The organism is Neorhizobium sp. BT27B (assembly GCF_050455485.1).
Classification (GTDB): domain Bacteria; phylum Pseudomonadota; class Alphaproteobacteria; order Rhizobiales; family Rhizobiaceae; genus Neorhizobium.
In genome coordinates, this window is record NZ_JBCIYT010000009.1 from 74,665 (window position 1) to 89,414 (window position 14,750).

At 58.8% G+C, this 14,750-nt stretch carries 15 protein-coding genes and 1 tRNA gene; 10 read left to right on the forward strand and 6 right to left on the reverse strand.

Annotated features, from left to right (window positions below):
- The first annotated feature begins 38 nt into the window (after positions 1 to 38).
- Positions 39 to 455: a MerR family transcriptional regulator gene (locus tag AAIH70_RS22480; protein WP_132278702.1), complete on the forward strand. Its 417-nt coding sequence runs from the start codon at positions 39 to 41 to the stop codon at positions 453 to 455.
- Positions 456 to 555: 100 nt separating this feature from the next.
- On the opposite strand, the gene AAIH70_RS22485 is transcribed toward AAIH70_RS22480, so the two are convergent.
- From AAIH70_RS22485 to AAIH70_RS22500, 4 genes are all read right to left on the reverse strand, one after another.
- On the reverse strand, positions 556 to 2,832 hold the full coding sequence (locus tag AAIH70_RS22485) for a heavy metal translocating P-type ATPase (RefSeq protein WP_430035730.1): 2,277 nt from the start codon (positions 2,830 to 2,832) through the stop codon (positions 556 to 558).
- 111 nt (positions 2,833 to 2,943) lie between these two features.
- Complete coding sequence (otnC, locus tag AAIH70_RS22490; protein WP_132278696.1) at positions 2,944 to 3,591, reverse strand: 3-oxo-tetronate 4-phosphate decarboxylase; 648 nt, start codon at positions 3,589 to 3,591, stop codon at positions 2,944 to 2,946.
- The gene (gene otnK, locus AAIH70_RS22495; protein WP_132278693.1) at positions 3,588 to 4,853 is read right to left on the reverse strand and encodes a 3-oxo-tetronate kinase; all 1,266 of its coding nucleotides are present in this window, start codon (positions 4,851 to 4,853) and stop codon (positions 3,588 to 3,590) included. Before otnK ends, otnC begins: the two co-directional genes overlap by 4 nt.
- Before the next feature lie 29 nt (positions 4,854 to 4,882).
- On the reverse strand, positions 4,883 to 5,926 hold the full coding sequence (locus AAIH70_RS22500) for a LacI family DNA-binding transcriptional regulator (protein ID WP_245519315.1): 1,044 nt from the start codon (positions 5,924 to 5,926) through the stop codon (positions 4,883 to 4,885).
- Positions 5,927 to 6,052: 126 nt separating this feature from the next.
- On the opposite strand from AAIH70_RS22500, the gene ltnD reads away from it, so the two are divergent.
- Positions 6,053 to 6,967, forward strand: coding sequence for an L-threonate dehydrogenase (gene ltnD / locus AAIH70_RS22505; protein ID WP_132278690.1), 915 nt, complete (start codon positions 6,053 to 6,055; stop codon positions 6,965 to 6,967).
- A 4-nt stretch (positions 6,968 to 6,971) separates the two neighbouring features.
- Positions 6,972 to 7,733: a 2-oxo-tetronate isomerase gene (gene otnI / locus AAIH70_RS22510; RefSeq protein WP_132278687.1), complete on the forward strand. Its 762-nt coding sequence runs from the start codon at positions 6,972 to 6,974 to the stop codon at positions 7,731 to 7,733.
- Between the two features lie 123 nt (positions 7,734 to 7,856).
- Here the strand turns inward: otnI and AAIH70_RS22515 are convergent.
- Positions 7,857 to 7,946, reverse strand: a tRNA-Ser gene (locus AAIH70_RS22515).
- Between the two features lie 312 nt (positions 7,947 to 8,258).
- Between AAIH70_RS22515 and rplU the strand changes: the two genes are divergently transcribed.
- From rplU to AAIH70_RS22535, 4 genes are all read left to right on the forward strand, one after another.
- Complete coding sequence (gene rplU, locus AAIH70_RS22520) at positions 8,259 to 8,570, forward strand: 50S ribosomal protein L21 (RefSeq protein ID WP_132278684.1); 312 nt, start codon at positions 8,259 to 8,261, stop codon at positions 8,568 to 8,570.
- Positions 8,571 to 8,601: 31 nt separating this feature from the next.
- Entirely contained in the window at positions 8,602 to 8,871 is a 270-nt protein-coding gene (gene rpmA, locus AAIH70_RS22525; RefSeq protein WP_132278681.1) for a 50S ribosomal protein L27, read from the forward strand.
- A 129-nt stretch (positions 8,872 to 9,000) separates the two neighbouring features.
- The gene (locus AAIH70_RS22530; RefSeq protein ID WP_132278678.1) at positions 9,001 to 9,633 is read left to right on the forward strand and encodes a GNAT family N-acetyltransferase; all 633 of its coding nucleotides are present in this window, start codon (positions 9,001 to 9,003) and stop codon (positions 9,631 to 9,633) included.
- Entirely contained in the window at positions 9,630 to 10,214 is a 585-nt protein-coding gene (locus AAIH70_RS22535; RefSeq protein ID WP_245519314.1) for a GNAT family N-acetyltransferase, read from the forward strand. Before AAIH70_RS22530 ends, AAIH70_RS22535 begins: the two co-directional genes overlap by 4 nt.
- Before the next feature lie 51 nt (positions 10,215 to 10,265).
- On the opposite strand, the gene AAIH70_RS22540 is transcribed toward AAIH70_RS22535, so the two are convergent.
- The gene (locus tag AAIH70_RS22540) at positions 10,266 to 11,126 is read right to left on the reverse strand and encodes an endonuclease/exonuclease/phosphatase family protein (protein ID WP_430035734.1); all 861 of its coding nucleotides are present in this window, start codon (positions 11,124 to 11,126) and stop codon (positions 10,266 to 10,268) included.
- Between the two features lie 75 nt (positions 11,127 to 11,201).
- Here AAIH70_RS22540 and obgE point away from each other — a divergent pair, with 75 nt between their 5' ends.
- The 3 genes from obgE to AAIH70_RS22555 are packed head-to-tail and all read left to right on the forward strand — an operon-like array spanning position 11,202 to position 14,711.
- Positions 11,202 to 12,266, forward strand: a complete 1,065-nt coding sequence (obgE, locus tag AAIH70_RS22545) for a GTPase ObgE (protein WP_132278669.1) — start codon at positions 11,202 to 11,204, stop codon at positions 12,264 to 12,266.
- The gene (gene proB, locus AAIH70_RS22550; RefSeq protein WP_132278666.1) at positions 12,263 to 13,438 is read left to right on the forward strand and encodes a glutamate 5-kinase; all 1,176 of its coding nucleotides are present in this window, start codon (positions 12,263 to 12,265) and stop codon (positions 13,436 to 13,438) included. Before obgE ends, proB begins: the two co-directional genes overlap by 4 nt.
- Positions 13,428 to 14,711 (forward strand): glutamate-5-semialdehyde dehydrogenase, encoded by a 1,284-nt coding sequence (locus tag AAIH70_RS22555; protein WP_430035737.1) that lies wholly within the window; start codon positions 13,428 to 13,430, stop codon positions 14,709 to 14,711. Before proB ends, AAIH70_RS22555 begins: the two co-directional genes overlap by 11 nt.
- The last annotated feature ends 39 nt before the right edge of the window (positions 14,712 to 14,750 follow it).

Below are 14,750 nucleotides of genomic sequence, written 5' to 3' on the forward strand. Positions count from 1 at the left end.
TCGCATATGGCGAAGATGGTACGAGCCGGAGACATGTCATGCTGACGATTGGCGATTTGTCAAAAACGACCGGCGTCAAAGTGCCGACCATCCGTTATTACGAGCAGATGGGGCTCTTGTCCCACAGCGAGCGCTCGGAAGGAAACCAGCGTCGATATTCGAAGGGGGAGCGTGAGCGCCTTTCGTTTATCAAACATGCGCGCGAGCTGGGCCTGACGATCGAGGCGATCCGGGAATTGATCGATCTCAGCCAGCATCCGGAAAAACCCTGCGCCGAAGCCGACCGTATCGCTGCCGAACAGCTCGTCACCGTTCGCGAAAAGATCGAGCGACTGCAGAAGCTGGAGGCGGAACTCGAGCGGATCACCACCCATTGCCACAGCAATCACGTCCGCGACTGCTATGTCATTCAGGCGCTCGCCAACCATGATCTTTGCTCGACCGACCACGATTGACACCCATCGCCGGGCGACCTGAATTCATTCCGAAAAGGCAGTCGAAAGCCGGCTACGAAACATAGCCGGCTTTCGAAAAAATCGCCTTGCAGCCGTCCGATTATTTGATCGGCCGTAGCAGGCGCAACGCGTTCATTGTCACGAGCACCGTTGCGCCGGTATCGGCAAGGATGGCAGGCCACAGACCCGTCACGCCGATCACGGTGGTGACAAGAAAGACGGCCTTTAAACCAAGCGCGATCGTGATGTTCTGAAAGATGTTCTTCATCGTGCGCTTCGACAGATCGATCATCAGAGCGACATCACCGACACGGCCGTGAAGGACAGCGGCATCCGCAGTTTCCAGCGCCACATCGGTGCCGCCGCCCATGGCAATGCCGATATCGGCAGCGGCGAGCGCCGGGGCATCATTGATGCCGTCGCCGATCTTGCCGACCACATAACCATCCTTCTTGAGTTCGCCGACAATGCGCTGCTTGTCTTCCGGCATCAGCTCGGCGCGGACTTCGATACCGAGCTGTGCGCCGACGGCCGTTGCGGTGCGTGCGTTGTCACCGGTCAGCATGACCGTCTTTATGCCGGCATCGGTCAATGTTTTCAGGCCCGCCACAGCATCGGCACGTGGCTCGTCGCGCATGGCGATCGCGCCGGCCAGCACATCGCCGATGATGAGAACGGATACCGTCTTGCCATCATCGTTAAGCGACGTGATCGAACGGGTATGCGCTGCAGAAAGCTTCACGCGCTGCGCGACTGCCCTCGGCGAACCGAGAAACACTTCGACGCCGTCGATGACAGCCGTTACGCCCTTGCCCCCCAGTGCCTTTGCGGCCACTGCCGGCAATAGATCGATACCGTCTTCCTCGGCCCTTTCGAGAATGGCGAGCGCCAGCGGATGGCTCGATCCGGTTTCCAGAGAGGCCGCATACCGCAATACGTCCACGCCTGCGCGTCCGAACGGTACGATATCCGTCACCACAGGCTTGCCGGCAGTCAGCGTGCCGGTCTTGTCGAAAGCAATTGCCGTCAGCTTGCCGAGACCCTCGAGAACTGCGCCACCCTTCATCAGCAGACCGCGGCGCGCACCGGCCGACAGCGCAGCGGCAATCGCCGCCGGCGTTGAAATGACCAGCGCGCAAGGGCAGCCGATCAGCAGGATGGCAAGGCCCTTGTAGACCCACTCGCTCCAGCCGCCTCCGGCAACCAATGGCGGGATGACGGCAATCAGGGCCGCGACCAGCACGACACCCGGCGTGTAATATCGAGAGAAACGATCGATAAAGCGTTCAGTAGGAGCCTTTGATTCCTGCGCTTCCTCGACAAGCCGCACGACTCGCGCAATCGTATTGTCTTGCGCCGCAGCCGTCACACGGATGCGCAGGGCAGCATCACCATTGACCGTACCGGCGAAGACGACATCGTCGACACCTTTTTGCACAGGCACGCTTTCACCCGTCACCGGCGCCTCATCGATGGCACTTTCGCCCGCAACGATGATGCCGTCAGCGGAAACCCGATCACCGGGACGCACAAGGATGACGGAGCCAACCGCCAAGGTTTCCGCCGGCACTTCACGGGTCTTGCCGCCGTCCTCAAGCAGCGCGGTTTTCGGCACCAGCGCTGCCAGCGAACGAATGCTGTCGCGTGCACGTCCGGCGGCCACACCTTCCAGCAACTCGCCAACAAGAAACAGGAACACGACGGCTGCGGCCTCTTCGGTGGCATTGATGATCAGCGCGCCGGCGGCGGCAATCGTCATCAGCATCTCGATCGAAAAAGGCGTCCCCATCCGCGCTGCCATGAAAGCGCGGCGGGCAATCGGAAACAATCCAACCAGCATTGCCAGAATGAAGGCGAATGTGGCGATAGCCGGAACCAGATGACCAACGACATACGCAACCACCAGTGCCAGTCCGGCCATGATCGTCAGGCGTCCCTTGCGGCTTTTCCACCACGGACCATCGCTGGGACCATGGTCATGGCCGTGCAGGCTTTCGCTCGTGTCGTCCGCATGAGAATGGTCGTGACTATGATCATGATGGTGATGGTGGTGGGCGTGGGCGTGGGCGTGGGCGTGATCGCCATGATCATGCGAGCAGCCGGGACCATGGACATGACCGCCACTCGCTGAACTGTCCACCGTCGACGATTTCTCCCTGGGCACGATAGGTGTAGCGCCATACCCCAACCCGGATAACGTTTTCCCGATGACGTCGAGATTGCCGCCGTCATGCGTCACGGTCATCGTTCCAGCCGTCACGGAAACGGAAACGTCATTGACACCAGGCATGCGTCTGACAGCCGTATCGATCTTGGCCGCGCAGGACGCGCAGTCCATTCCTTCGACACGGAAACGGGTTTGAGTCGGATTGCTCATCGAATGATCCTCTTGGCACTTGGATCATTCGTACGACCTCTAGTAACTAGAGGTGCAAGGGCAAAAATTCAAAATTCTCATCTTGGTGGTGCTGCGACCCCAGACAGACAATCAACCTTGCCTTTTCACCAGGTCATCGCGCTGCTGCGGCGTCAATGGTCTGATATTTTCGCCGCGCAACATCAGAAACAGCTTTGCCGTTTCCTCCAGTTCTTCCGTCGCATATTGCGCCTCACGTAGCGATTTGCCAGCAACAACGGGACCATGATTGGCAAGCAGCACGGCCTGGCTGTCGCGCGCGCGCTCCCTGACCGCCTCCGCCAGGGCAACATCGCCCGGCGGAAAATACGGCACCATCGGCAGCCTGCCGACCCGCATGACATAATAGGCCGTCAGCGGCGGCAAGACATCTTGCGGATCAAGTCCATCGATGAGGCTGATGGCGACGGCATTGGTCGAATGCAGATGCACCACCGCGCCGGCGCTGCTACGTTCGCAATACATGCATTGATGCAGAAAGGCTTCCTTCGTCGGCTTGTCGCCATCGATATGAATGCCTTCCGCAGAAAATCTGGACAACCGCGCCGGATCAAGCGCACCGAGCGACGCGTTGGTCGGTGTCATCAGCAATTCGCCATTCGACAGCCGCGCGCTGATATTTCCTGTCGAACCAAAGGTGAAGCATCGGTCGAACAACGATTTGCCGACTTCGACGATCTCGTCACGCAGGCGTGTGTCTTCTGAAAGGATGGCCGTCATGTCAGCATTTTCCATGCCTTGAGGAAGAAATCGGCTGCGCCGAAATTGCCGGACTTGAGCGCAAGCGCCATCGGCTCGTTATCGCCTGACGTCAATGTCCAGGGCACGCCTGGATCGATCTCCGGACCGATCAGCAAGGCGGCAGGAGCGAGCGCACCGACCACCGCACCCGAGGTTTCGCCACCGGCAACGATCAGTCGCCGAACACCTTCACCGCGCAATCCGATCGCCGTCTGTGCCAGAAACGTCTCGATGACCTCCCCTGCCCTTTCCTGTCCGAGGCGTTTTTGAGCGGCAAGGACATCTTGCGGATCAGCACTCGAATAGATCAACGGCACGGCATCTCCCTGGGAAAGCGTCCATTCCAGCACTTCGCCGACCGTGATGCGGCCTTCGACAATGTCTATCGGATCGAGCTTCAGAACCGGCAGGCCGGCATCGATTGCCACCTTGATCTGCTTGCGCGTCGCCTCCGAGCACGACCCAGCAAGAATGGCGGAGCGCCCGGCAGGCGCCGCAAACTGCCCTGCCGTCTTGTCACTTGCCAGCAGACCGGCACGCCGAAAATTCTCCGGCAGGCCGATCGCGATGCCGGAGCCACCGGTGACCAAAGGGAAATCGGCAATCGCCTCGCCGATGACACGCAGATCCCTATCGGAAATCGCATCAACGACGACGACGCGATCACGCCTCGTTTTCGCGGCGTCAAACGCGTCTCTGACGGCATCGACACCGCGGGCGACAGCATCATGAGAAACCAGTCCGACCTGCAAACCGGATTGGGCCACCATCAGACGCACCAGAGACGAATCCGTCATCGGTGTCAGTGGATGATGTCGCATCGGGCTTTCCGACAGCAACTGCTCACCGACAAACAGATGCCCTTTGTAGATCGTTCTGCGATTGGCTGGAAAAGCCGGGCAGACGATTGTGAGATCGGTTCCAAGCGCCTTCACCAGCGCATCCGTGACCGGGCCGATATTGCCCTTGGGCGTGGAATCGAAGGTCGAGCAATATTTGAAGATGATTTGCCGCGCACCGGCGGCTTTCAACCATGCGAGCGCTTCCAGAGACATTCGGACGGCTTCACTAGAAGGAATCGTGCGCGATTTCAGCGCAACCACGACGGCATCGACATTGGCAGGATCAAAGCCCGCCGGCGGAACGCCCACCGTCTGGATGGTTCGCATGCCTTCGCGAGACAGCACCAGCGCCAGATCGGTCGCTCCAGTCAGATCATCGGCGATTGCGCCCAGCAGCATGCCATTCCTCCCCATCGGATGATTCAGATTCAGGCCGTAGCACCCTCGATAATTGAAAACCCCGTGTCGATGATCCGGGCATCTGGCGGACGTTTCGTGTCTTCGAGCAAAATCTCGACGGCCGTCTTGCCGATGGCGAAGCGGTTGGAGAGCACTGTGGTCAGCGGTTTTGGAAGTACCTGACCGATCTCGAGCCCGTTGAAGCCGATGAGAGCGAGATCCTCCGGCACAGAAATATTGGCCGCAAGGCAATGCATGAAGCCACCGACCGCCATATCGTCATTGGAAAAGGCAACGGCGTCGATGCCTGTGTTTTCCGCCAGCAGACGCGCAAGCGTTTCACGGCCCTCCAGCGTCGAACTGGCCTGCTCTGTACGGCACTCTGCCACCAGCGGCAAACCGGCTTCACCAAGCCCCTCGCGCAGCCCCTGATAACGCGCATAGGCGCGCCTGTCCGACGCCCAGTCATGGCCGGCATAGGCAATTTTCGAATAACCACGGTTCACCAGATGCCGCGCCATGGCTCGACCGGCCTGCCGATGCGACAGACCGACCGCCAGATCGATCGGTCGATCATCGATATCCATCAGTTCTGCAATTCGAACCCGGCTGCCTTCCAGCATGCGTCTTGCGGTATCAGTATGCGCAAACCCGGTCGTGATGATCGCTGCCGGCTGCCAGGCCAAAAGCGAGGAAATCAGATGCTGCTCGCTTTCGAGATCGTAATCGGTCACGCCGATCATCGGCCTGTACGGCGTCCCTGCAAGCCCGGCATTGATACCCTGCAGCACCTCGGGAAAAACGATGTTCGACAGCGATGGCAGGATGACGCCAATGATCAGCGAGGATGAAGACGCAAGCGAACCGGCTGCCCGGTTCGGCACATAACCGAGCTGCGCGATCGCATCGTTGACGCGTCGCCGGGTCTCGGTCGCAATCGGTCCTTTGTCACGGATCACCCGCGAAACCGTGTTTTCGCTGACGCCGGCCAGCCGTGCCACATGCGCGAGCGTCGGCGTCTCGGGCATTGACAATGAAGAGCGCTCTTCAGCCAAAAGGCTGCTGTCCGTCATGCGACAATCTCCAGATCTATCTCAGCGCTAACATAACTCACTTGAACAGATCAAGATGATGTGGTTTGAAAGAGATGTTAGCGCTGAGATAAGGTCGTTTATCGCATTCACGGAGGATTTTTTGCGATGTCCCGCCCACCAACTGTCGCTGTTATCGGTCTTGGTTCCATGGGACTTGGCATGGCCCGTTCGGCGTTAAAAGCCGGCCAGCAGGTTCGGGGCTTTGACGTCAATCCAGATATGCTTGAAAGACTGTCAGCAGACGGCGGCATCGCAGCGAAAAACCCTGCCGATGCCACCAACGGCGCGGATGTGGCTGTCGTCGTTGTCGTCAATGCGGCTCAAACGGAATTGGTTTTGTTCGGCGATCACGGCATCGTCTCCGCCATGAGGCCCGGCGCAGTGATTATCTCCTGCGCCACGATCTCGCCAGGCGAGGCAAAATCCTTCGCCGCGCGCACGGAGGCTGCGGGCCTGCTTTATCTTGACGGCCCGATCAGCGGCGGCTCGAAAAAAGCAAATTCCGGCGATCTCACCTTTATGGCTTCAGGATCGCCCGAGGCTTTCGAGGCTGCAAGACCGGCTCTCGATGCCATGGCTGCAACCGTTTACGAACTTGGCGACCAGCCGGGCATCGGCTCATCCTTCAAGATCGTCAACCAGTTGCTCGCCGGCGTGCATATCGCTGCCGCATGCGAGGCAATAACTTTCGCAAAAAGCCTGAACCTCGATATCAGCCGCGTTTTCGACGTGATCACAAAATCGGCCGGCAATAGCTGGATGTTCGAGAACCGCATCCCGCATGTCCTTGAGGGCGATTACACCCCGCACAGCGCCGTTTCCATCTTCTCGAAGGATCTCGGCATCGTTTCCGATATCGGGCGCGCGCAAAAATTTCCACTGCCGATCACGGCAGCAGCACTACAAATGTTCATCATGACCGAGGCTGCCGGCATGGGACGAGACGACGACAGTTCGGTCGCACGCCTGCTGGCACAGATTACCGGGCAGCAACTGCCCGGCATGCCTGAAAAGGCATGATCCGATGCCGAAATTCGCTGCCAATCTTTCGATGATGTTCAACGAACGGCCGTTTCTGGAGCGTTTTCAAGCCGCTGCCAATGCCGGCTTCACGGCTGTCGAATATCTGTTTCCCTATGAATATCCTGCCGAGGTCATCGCCGAAGCGCTTCGCGCAGCCGGGCTGAAACAAGCCCTGTTCAACATGCCGCCGGGAGACTGGGCAGCCGGCGATCGCGGCCTTGCCAGCCTCCCGCATCGGCGCGAGGAATTTCAGTCAGCACTTGGCACCGCGATCTCCTACGGGAAGACAATCGGCACACCCCTTCTGCACATGATGGCCGGCATAGCCCCGTCTGATGACCCAGCCGCCCTTTCCTGTTACCGGGACAATCTGGAAATGGCAGCAGACGCAACAGCTGAAGCCGGGATAGGCCTTGTGATCGAACCCATCAACAAGCGCGACATGCCGGGATATTTTCTCAATGATTTCAATCGCACATTCGAGCTCGTTCGAGAGCTCAACAGGCCTAATCTCAATCTGCAGTTCGACATCTATCACCGCCAGATCCTGCATGGTGATGTGATCACCGGATTGAGGCAAATGGCATCACGCATCGGCCATATCCAGATCGCTGCCGTCCCGACCCGCCATGAGCCATTGACGGGAGAACTGGATGACCGACGTATTTTTCAGGAAATCGATGCGCTCGGATACCAAGGTTACGTCGGCTGCGAATACCGGCCGGCAGGAAGAACCGAGGATGGGCTTGGTTGGATGACGTAGCCCGAAAACTGCTCCTGTGATCTGGGATTTCAAACACGAGCATTTCACAGGCGACGATGTATTGTCACCCAGCGAACGAGCGAATAGCGCTTAATGGACTGTCTAATGAATACATAGAAATAATGGCGGAGAGGGTGGGATTCGAACCCACGATACGGTTGCCCGTATGCCGCATTTCGAGTGCGGTGCTTTCGACCACTCAGCCACCTCTCCGCTTGAGCATGATGACGCGTTGGTCAGCGCGAGGCGGTTCATAGCGATGAAAATCGGGGCTGGCAAGAGGTCAAAAGAAACTCTTTGTAGATGATCGCCTTGACAGTTTTTTGACTCTCGCGTATCCCCGCACGCAATCAGGCGTGGAAAGCTTTCTTCGCCTCTTTGTTTGTGCGGTTTTCGCCTCAAGCGCTTTCCCACAGATTTTCACCGGCAGCGCAATCCGAGAATATCGGAAACCTGCCATCCCGACTGACAAAAAGACGGCCACCCCTTTGGGGGAGAGCCGGAACGAACATGAAAGGATAAAGAATGTTCGCAGTCATCAAGACCGGCGGTAAGCAGTACCGCGTGGCCGCCAACGACGTGCTCACCATCGAAAAGCTGGAAGCCGAAGCTGGTGCAGTCGTAGAATTCAACGAAATCCTCGTTATTGGCGTTGGCGCCGATGCCAAGTTCGGTGCGCCTTTCGTTGCTGGTGCAATCGTCAAGGCAGAAGTCGTTGAGCATAACCGTGGCAAGAAGGTTCTTTCCTTCAAGAAGCGTCGCCGTCAGAATTCCAAGCGTATTCGCGGCCATCGCCAGCATCACACGGTTGTTCGTATCACCGACATCGTCGCTTAATCGGGTTTCGTAGGTTTAAAGGAGAACTCCCATGGCACATAAAAAAGCTGGCGGTTCGTCGCGTAACGGTCGCGATTCAAATTCCAAGCGCCTCGGCGTGAAGAAGTTCGGTGGCGAAGTCGTCATCGCAGGCAACATTATCGTGCGTCAGCGCGGCACGCAGTGGCATCCGGGCGCCAATGTCGGCCTCGGCAAGGACCACACCATTTTTGCGCTCACCGCCGGCAACGTGAACTACCGTACGAAGGCTAACGGCCGCGTATACGTGTCCGTGATGCCGAAAGCCGAAGCCGCAGAATAAAAGCCGGCAAGCGTTAGCAACCGGCGTCTCATCGACCCGGTTGAACGTTAAAAGGTTCAGTCAAAGAAAAGGGGAGATGGGACACCACCCACCTCCCCTTTTTCTTGTTCCCCACGAAGGAGACTGAACATGCAAGGCGAATTGTTGAGGAGCAGCCAATCACGGTTGCCCGAAGAGCGGCCAAGGCCCGATGGCTTAAGGAGCAGTTGCCCCGTCTTATTGTCGCAAAGGCTCGTTCTGCGCGCCCCGCACGAAGAAGACATCGACGCCCTTGCCCATCTCGCCAACAATGCGAATATTGCGACCATGGTCGCCCGCATGCCGCACCCATACACGGCCAAAGACGCCGCGGATTTCGTGCGACGTACGAAAGATGGCGTGATTGGCAAGTGCGTCTATGCCATTACCCATGCCGAAAACGGCAAATTTCTCGGATGCTGCGCGCTGGAGCCGCAGGAAGACCCGGCCACGCTCGAAATCGGCTATTGGCTGGGCGAACCCTACTGGAATGACGGCATTGCCACCGAAGCGGCGCATGCGCTGATCGACATGGCGTTCCGCACGCGCGACATCGACCAGATCGACGCGCGCTGCCGGGTCACCAACATCCCCTCCCGCCGCGTCATCCAGAAATGCGGCTTCCAGTTCCAGGGTTCCGGCATGGTCGGTTCTTTGGCATTGGGCGGCATGGTGCCGGTCGAATGGTATCGCCTCGATCGCAAGACCTGGATGTCGCTGAGAAGCTGGGGGGAAATGCGATGATTGCCCTGGAGAGCGAAAAGCAGGACGTCCGCGCGGGTATCGGCCCCTGCCCGACCATCCGCACGCCGCGGCTTTTATTGCGCCCACCCCGGATGGAGGATGCCGATGCCATCGCCGTTTCCCTGGGTGATTTTTCCGTATCGCGCATGCTGGCGCGGGTGCCCGCACCGTTCCATCGGCAGGATGCAGTGGACTGGCTGAAACAGCAGACTGCCAGAAAGCTGCCCGACTGGAATTTTGCCATCTGCGATACCGACGGCCGTCATCTTGGCATCGTCAGCATAGAACTGCGGCATGGCCAATGGCATCTGGGCTATTGGCTGAACCGCAGCGCCTGGAAACGCGGGTTGATGACGGAAGCGGCGGGCAGCGCTTTGAAGGCGTTTTTCGAATGCATGCCGGATGCAGAAATGCATTCCGGAATGTTTTCCGACAATGCCGGCTCGTTGCGCGTTCAGCAGAAACTTGGTTTTGCCATTATCGGTTGCCGAGACATGTTCTCCATCGCCCGCAATGCCATGGTCATGCATATCGACACGGTGGTGACAGCGCGGGACTTTGTGCAGACGATCAGGAATTGAAGACATGCCGGGGCAATCAATTGTCCCGGCATTTCAGGAGAGGATGAATGCTCAGACGAGCTCGAGCCAGACCGGAAAATGGTCGGATCCCTTGGCGTCCATATCGACAAAAACATCCCGGACGCGCGGAAAGAGAGCATGATTGACAAAGCAGTAATCGAGATGGGCCTTGGCCGGCCCTTCCGGCGGTTCGATCCAGCTGTAGCAGTCGGATGTAAGGCGACCAAAACGCGCCAGAACATCGACGAGCTGGTTGCTGCGCAATGCGCGGCCATAGAAACGGTCATCATGCCCGACCGTGGCGATATATTCCGGCGTCTCCGGTTCCATGTTGAAATCGCCCATCACGACAAAATCCTGCGGCAGCGGCAGTTCTGGAAATCTGTTGGAGCCAATACCCGTCAGAGAACCACCCTCGGCCACAAAGTTCAAAACCCGTTCTTTGAGAAAGGCGATCTGCGCCATGCGCTCATCGGGCGACACATGATCGAGATGGACGGAATAGACGCGGATGGCGCCATCCGGCGTATCGATGACCGCCTCGACGGCGCTGCGCTGCAGGTTGATAAGCTCGACACTGTGGCTACGCGGCAAAAGCAGGTTCCGGGTAGCAAGAATTGGCCAGCGCGACAGGATCATGTTACCGAACTGGAAACGCCGCTCCTTGCGACGACCATTTTCGACCACGAAGTCGAAAAGCACGTCGCAACCGGCGCCATAAGAGATGAAGAAGTCGGGAAACAGTTCCTGCAGGGCGGCAACCATGTCGACGTGATCGTTTTCCGGCGATCCGCGTGTGACCTCCTGCAAGGCGATGACATCGGCACCAGCGAGGCTCTTGGCGATACGTTCGAGGTCGAAAAGGCCGTCGAGGCCAAAACCATACTGGATGTTATAGCTGACGAACTTCATGATAATCTTTGACCTTGGCCCCTATGGGCGATATCCAAACCGCAAACCGACTATCAGATAAGTGACGGCAAAAAGATGAAATTTCTTGACGAGGCAAAAGTATACATTCGCTCTGGCGACGGCGGCGCCGGTGCGGTCTCGTTCCGTCGCGAAAAATTCGTCGAATTCGGCGGACCGGATGGTGGTGACGGTGGTCGTGGTGGCGATGTCTGGGTCGAGGCCGTCAACGGTCTCAACACGCTGATCGATTTCCGCTTCCAGCAGCACTTCAAGGCGCAGACCGGCATCCATGGTATGGGCCGCAACCGTACCGGCGCCAATGGCGGCGAAGTGACGCTGAAAGTGCCGGTCGGCACACAGATTTTCGAGGAAGACAACGAAACCCTGATCATCGACCTGACGCGCGAAGGTCAGCGTTTTCGCCTCGCCAAGGGCGGCAATGGCGGTTTTGGCAACTCACACTTCAAGACCGCGACCAATCAGGCACCGAACTGGGCCAATCCGGGCCTTGAAGGCGAAGAAAAGACCGTATGGCTGCGTTTGAAGCTGATCGCCGATGCCGGTCTCGTTGGTCTGCCGAATGCCGGCAAATCCACCTTCCTTGCATCGGTTACCCGTGCGCGGCCAAAAATCGCCAACTATCCATTCACGACGCTGCATCCAAACCTTGGCGTCGCCACCATTGACGGCCGCGAATTCGTTTTGGCCGATATTCCCGGCCTTATCGAAGGCGCGCATGAAGGCGTCGGCATCGGCGACCGTTTCCTTGGCCATGTGGAGCGCACCCGCGTTCTCTTGCACCTCGTTTCCTCGATGGAGGAAAATGTCGGCAAAGCCTACAAGACGGTCAAGACAGAACTGGAAGCCTATGGCGGCGGATTGATTGACAAGCCGGTCATCGTCGCCTTGTCACAGATCGACATCCTCGATGACAAGGAACTGAAGAAAAAGACCAAGGAGCTTGAAAAAGCGAGCGGCCAGACGCCATTTGCGATTTCGGCCATCACCGGCAAGGGCATGACGGAAGTTCTGCGCGCCCTGCGCGACATCATCGTCGAGGCGAGCGGCACCAGTGAAACCGCCCTGCCCGATCGTTCCGCACCAGTTCAGAACGACCTCGACGAGGACGATGACGAATGACAGCCGGCCGCAAATCGATTGCCAGCCACCGCCGCATCGTCATCAAGATCGGCTCGGCTCTTCTTGTTGATCGCGGCACCGGGCTGAAATCGCGCTGGCTCGATGCAGTCTGCGCCGATATTGCGGCATTGAGAGCGCGCGGCAGCGAAGTGCTCGTCGTTTCCTCCGGGGCCATCGCGCTCGGTCGCACCGTTCTGGGCCTGCCCGCCGGTGCGCTGAAGCTTGAAGAAAGCCAGGCAGCCGCAGCCGTCGGCCAGATCGCGCTGGCGCGTGCCTGGTCGGAAAGCCTGTCTCGCGACGCTATCGTCGCCGGACAGGTGCTGCTGACGCTGGGCGATACCGAGGAGCGGCGTCGCTACCTCAATGCCCGCGCAACGCTGAAACAGTTGATGAAGATGGGCGCAGTGCCGATCATCAACGAAAACGACACTGTCGCCACATCGGAAATCCGTTATGGCGACAATGATCGGCTGGCTGCCCGCGTGGCCACCATGGCGGGTGCCGATCTTCTGATCCTGCTTTCCGATATCGACGGACTTTACACGGCCCCCCCGCATATCGATCCTGAAGCGCAGTTCCTTGGTGAGATTGCTGAGATTACACCCGAGATCGAAGCCATGGCCGGCGGCGCGGCATCCGAGCTGTCACGTGGCGGCATGCGCACCAAGATCGATGCCGGCAAGATCGCGACAGCCGCCGGCTGCGCGATGATCATTGCTTCCGGCAAGACCGAACACCCGCTCCGCGCCATAGAGGACGGCGTTCGCTGCTCGTGGTTTGCGCCGGCGACCACGCCGGTCAATGCCCGCAAGACATGGATTGCCGGGCATCTTCAGGCGAGCGGTGAACTTCATGTCGATGCAGGTGCGCAAAACGCATTGCATGGTGGGAAAAGCCTTCTGCCCGCCGGTGTCCGCAGGATCAGCGGCCAATTCAATCGTGGTGACACGGTTGCCATTATCGGTGTTGATGGCCGCGAAATCGCGCGGGGTCTCGCCAGTTATGATGCCGATGAGGCTCGGCAGATTGCCGGTCGTAAATCCGGCGAGATCGAAAACATTCTCGGCTATGCAGGCCGCGCCGCCATGGTCCATCGCGACGACCTGGTTGTAACCGGCCATCACGCGCTTGCAGAGGAAGCAAAAGTCAGGGAGGACGCGCATGCTGGATAGAGTTACCGGAGCGGCGGATGTCGCCGCCGTGATGGATATGATCGGCCGCAATGCCAAAAGCGCTGCACGCATTCTCGCCACGGCTTCGACGCAAGCAAAGAACGCTGCCCTGCAGGCCATGGCCGACGCTATCCTGGCAGCAGAAGACAAATTGCTGGCTGCCAATGCCGCCGACCTGAAAAACATTGAAGGCAAGGGACTTCTGCCTTCCTTCATCGACCGCCTGACGCTGACAACAAAAAGCATAGCGGGCATGGCTCAAGGCCTGCGTGAAATTGCTGAGTTCAAGGATCCGGTCGGTGAGGTGATCACCGCCTGGGATCGCCCCAACGGTCTGCAGATCGAGCGCGTGCGCACCCCGCTCGGCGTCATCGGCGTCATTTATGAAAGCCGCCCGAACGTGACCGCCGATGCCGGCGCACTATGCCTTAAGGCTGGCAACGCGGTTATTTTGCGCGGTGGCTCGGATTCCGCCCTTTCATCGCAAGCTATCCATTCCTGCCTGGTTGAAGGGCTGAAAGCCGCTGGGCTTCCGGAACATGCCATCCAGCTGGTGCCGACGACGGATCGCGCAGCGGTTGGGGCCATGCTTTCGGGTCTCGATGGCACGATTGACGTGATCGTGCCGCGCGGCGGCAAAAGCCTGGTCGCGCGTGTGCAAAACGAAGCCCGTGTGCCGGTTTTCGCTCATCTTGAGGGGCTTTGCCACATCTATGTGGATGCCTCCGCTGATCTCGACATGGCACGCAAGATTGTTGTCAACGCCAAGATGCGCCGCACCGGCGTTTGCGGCGCGGCCGAAACCCTGCTGATCGACGCTTCTGCCGCGGACACGCTGTTGAAGCCGCTGGTGGATGTTCTCCAGCAAGCCGGCTGCGAAGTGCGTGCCTCTGCTGATGTGCTTGCTAAGGTCCCTGGCCTCGCTCCGGCCACCGAAGAAGATTGGCGCACGGAATATCTGGATGCCGTCATCTCGGTGAAGCTGGTCGACGGCATTTCGGGCGCAATCGACCATATCGATACCTATTCCTCGCACCATACCGAAGCGGTGATCGCAGAAGATCCGCAGGTCGTGACGCGCTTCTTCAACGAGATCGATTCTGCCATCCTGTTGCACAACGCGTCCACGCAGTTTGCCGATGGCGGCGAATTCGGCATGGGAGGCGAAATCGGCATTTCGACCGGCAAGATGCATGCCCGTGGCCCTGTCGGCGTCGAACAGCTCACCTCGTTCAAATACCGCGTGCATGGCACCGGCCAGACAAGGCCCTGATCGCTGGTGGAGGAGGAAGCAGCCGTCGATCGCCGCTAT

Coding starts and splice junctions, on each gene's coding strand:
- AAIH70_RS22480 (WP_132278702.1), top strand. CDS start 39: ATGCTGACGATTGGCGATTTGTCAAAAACGACCGGCGTCAAAGTGCCG.
- AAIH70_RS22485 (WP_430035730.1), bottom strand. CDS start 2,832: ATGAGCAATCCGACTCAAACCCGTTTCCGTGTCGAAGGAATGGACTGC.
- otnC (WP_132278696.1), bottom strand. CDS start 3,591: ATGACGGCCATCCTTTCAGAAGACACACGCCTGCGTGACGAGATCGTC.
- otnK (WP_132278693.1), bottom strand. CDS start 4,853: ATGCTGCTGGGCGCAATCGCCGATGATCTGACTGGAGCGACCGATCTG.
- AAIH70_RS22500 (WP_245519315.1), bottom strand. CDS start 5,926: ATGACGGACAGCAGCCTTTTGGCTGAAGAGCGCTCTTCATTGTCAATG.
- ltnD (WP_132278690.1), top strand. CDS start 6,053: ATGTCCCGCCCACCAACTGTCGCTGTTATCGGTCTTGGTTCCATGGGA.
- otnI (WP_132278687.1), top strand. CDS start 6,972: ATGCCGAAATTCGCTGCCAATCTTTCGATGATGTTCAACGAACGGCCG.
- rplU (WP_132278684.1), top strand. CDS start 8,259: ATGTTCGCAGTCATCAAGACCGGCGGTAAGCAGTACCGCGTGGCCGCC.
- rpmA (WP_132278681.1), top strand. CDS start 8,602: ATGGCACATAAAAAAGCTGGCGGTTCGTCGCGTAACGGTCGCGATTCA.
- AAIH70_RS22530 (WP_132278678.1), top strand. CDS start 9,001: ATGCAAGGCGAATTGTTGAGGAGCAGCCAATCACGGTTGCCCGAAGAG.
- AAIH70_RS22535 (WP_245519314.1), top strand. CDS start 9,630: ATGATTGCCCTGGAGAGCGAAAAGCAGGACGTCCGCGCGGGTATCGGC.
- AAIH70_RS22540 (WP_430035734.1), bottom strand. CDS start 11,126: ATGAAGTTCGTCAGCTATAACATCCAGTATGGTTTTGGCCTCGACGGC.
- obgE (WP_132278669.1), top strand. CDS start 11,202: ATGAAATTTCTTGACGAGGCAAAAGTATACATTCGCTCTGGCGACGGC.
- proB (WP_132278666.1), top strand. CDS start 12,263: ATGACAGCCGGCCGCAAATCGATTGCCAGCCACCGCCGCATCGTCATC.
- AAIH70_RS22555 (WP_430035737.1), top strand. CDS start 13,428: ATGCTGGATAGAGTTACCGGAGCGGCGGATGTCGCCGCCGTGATGGAT.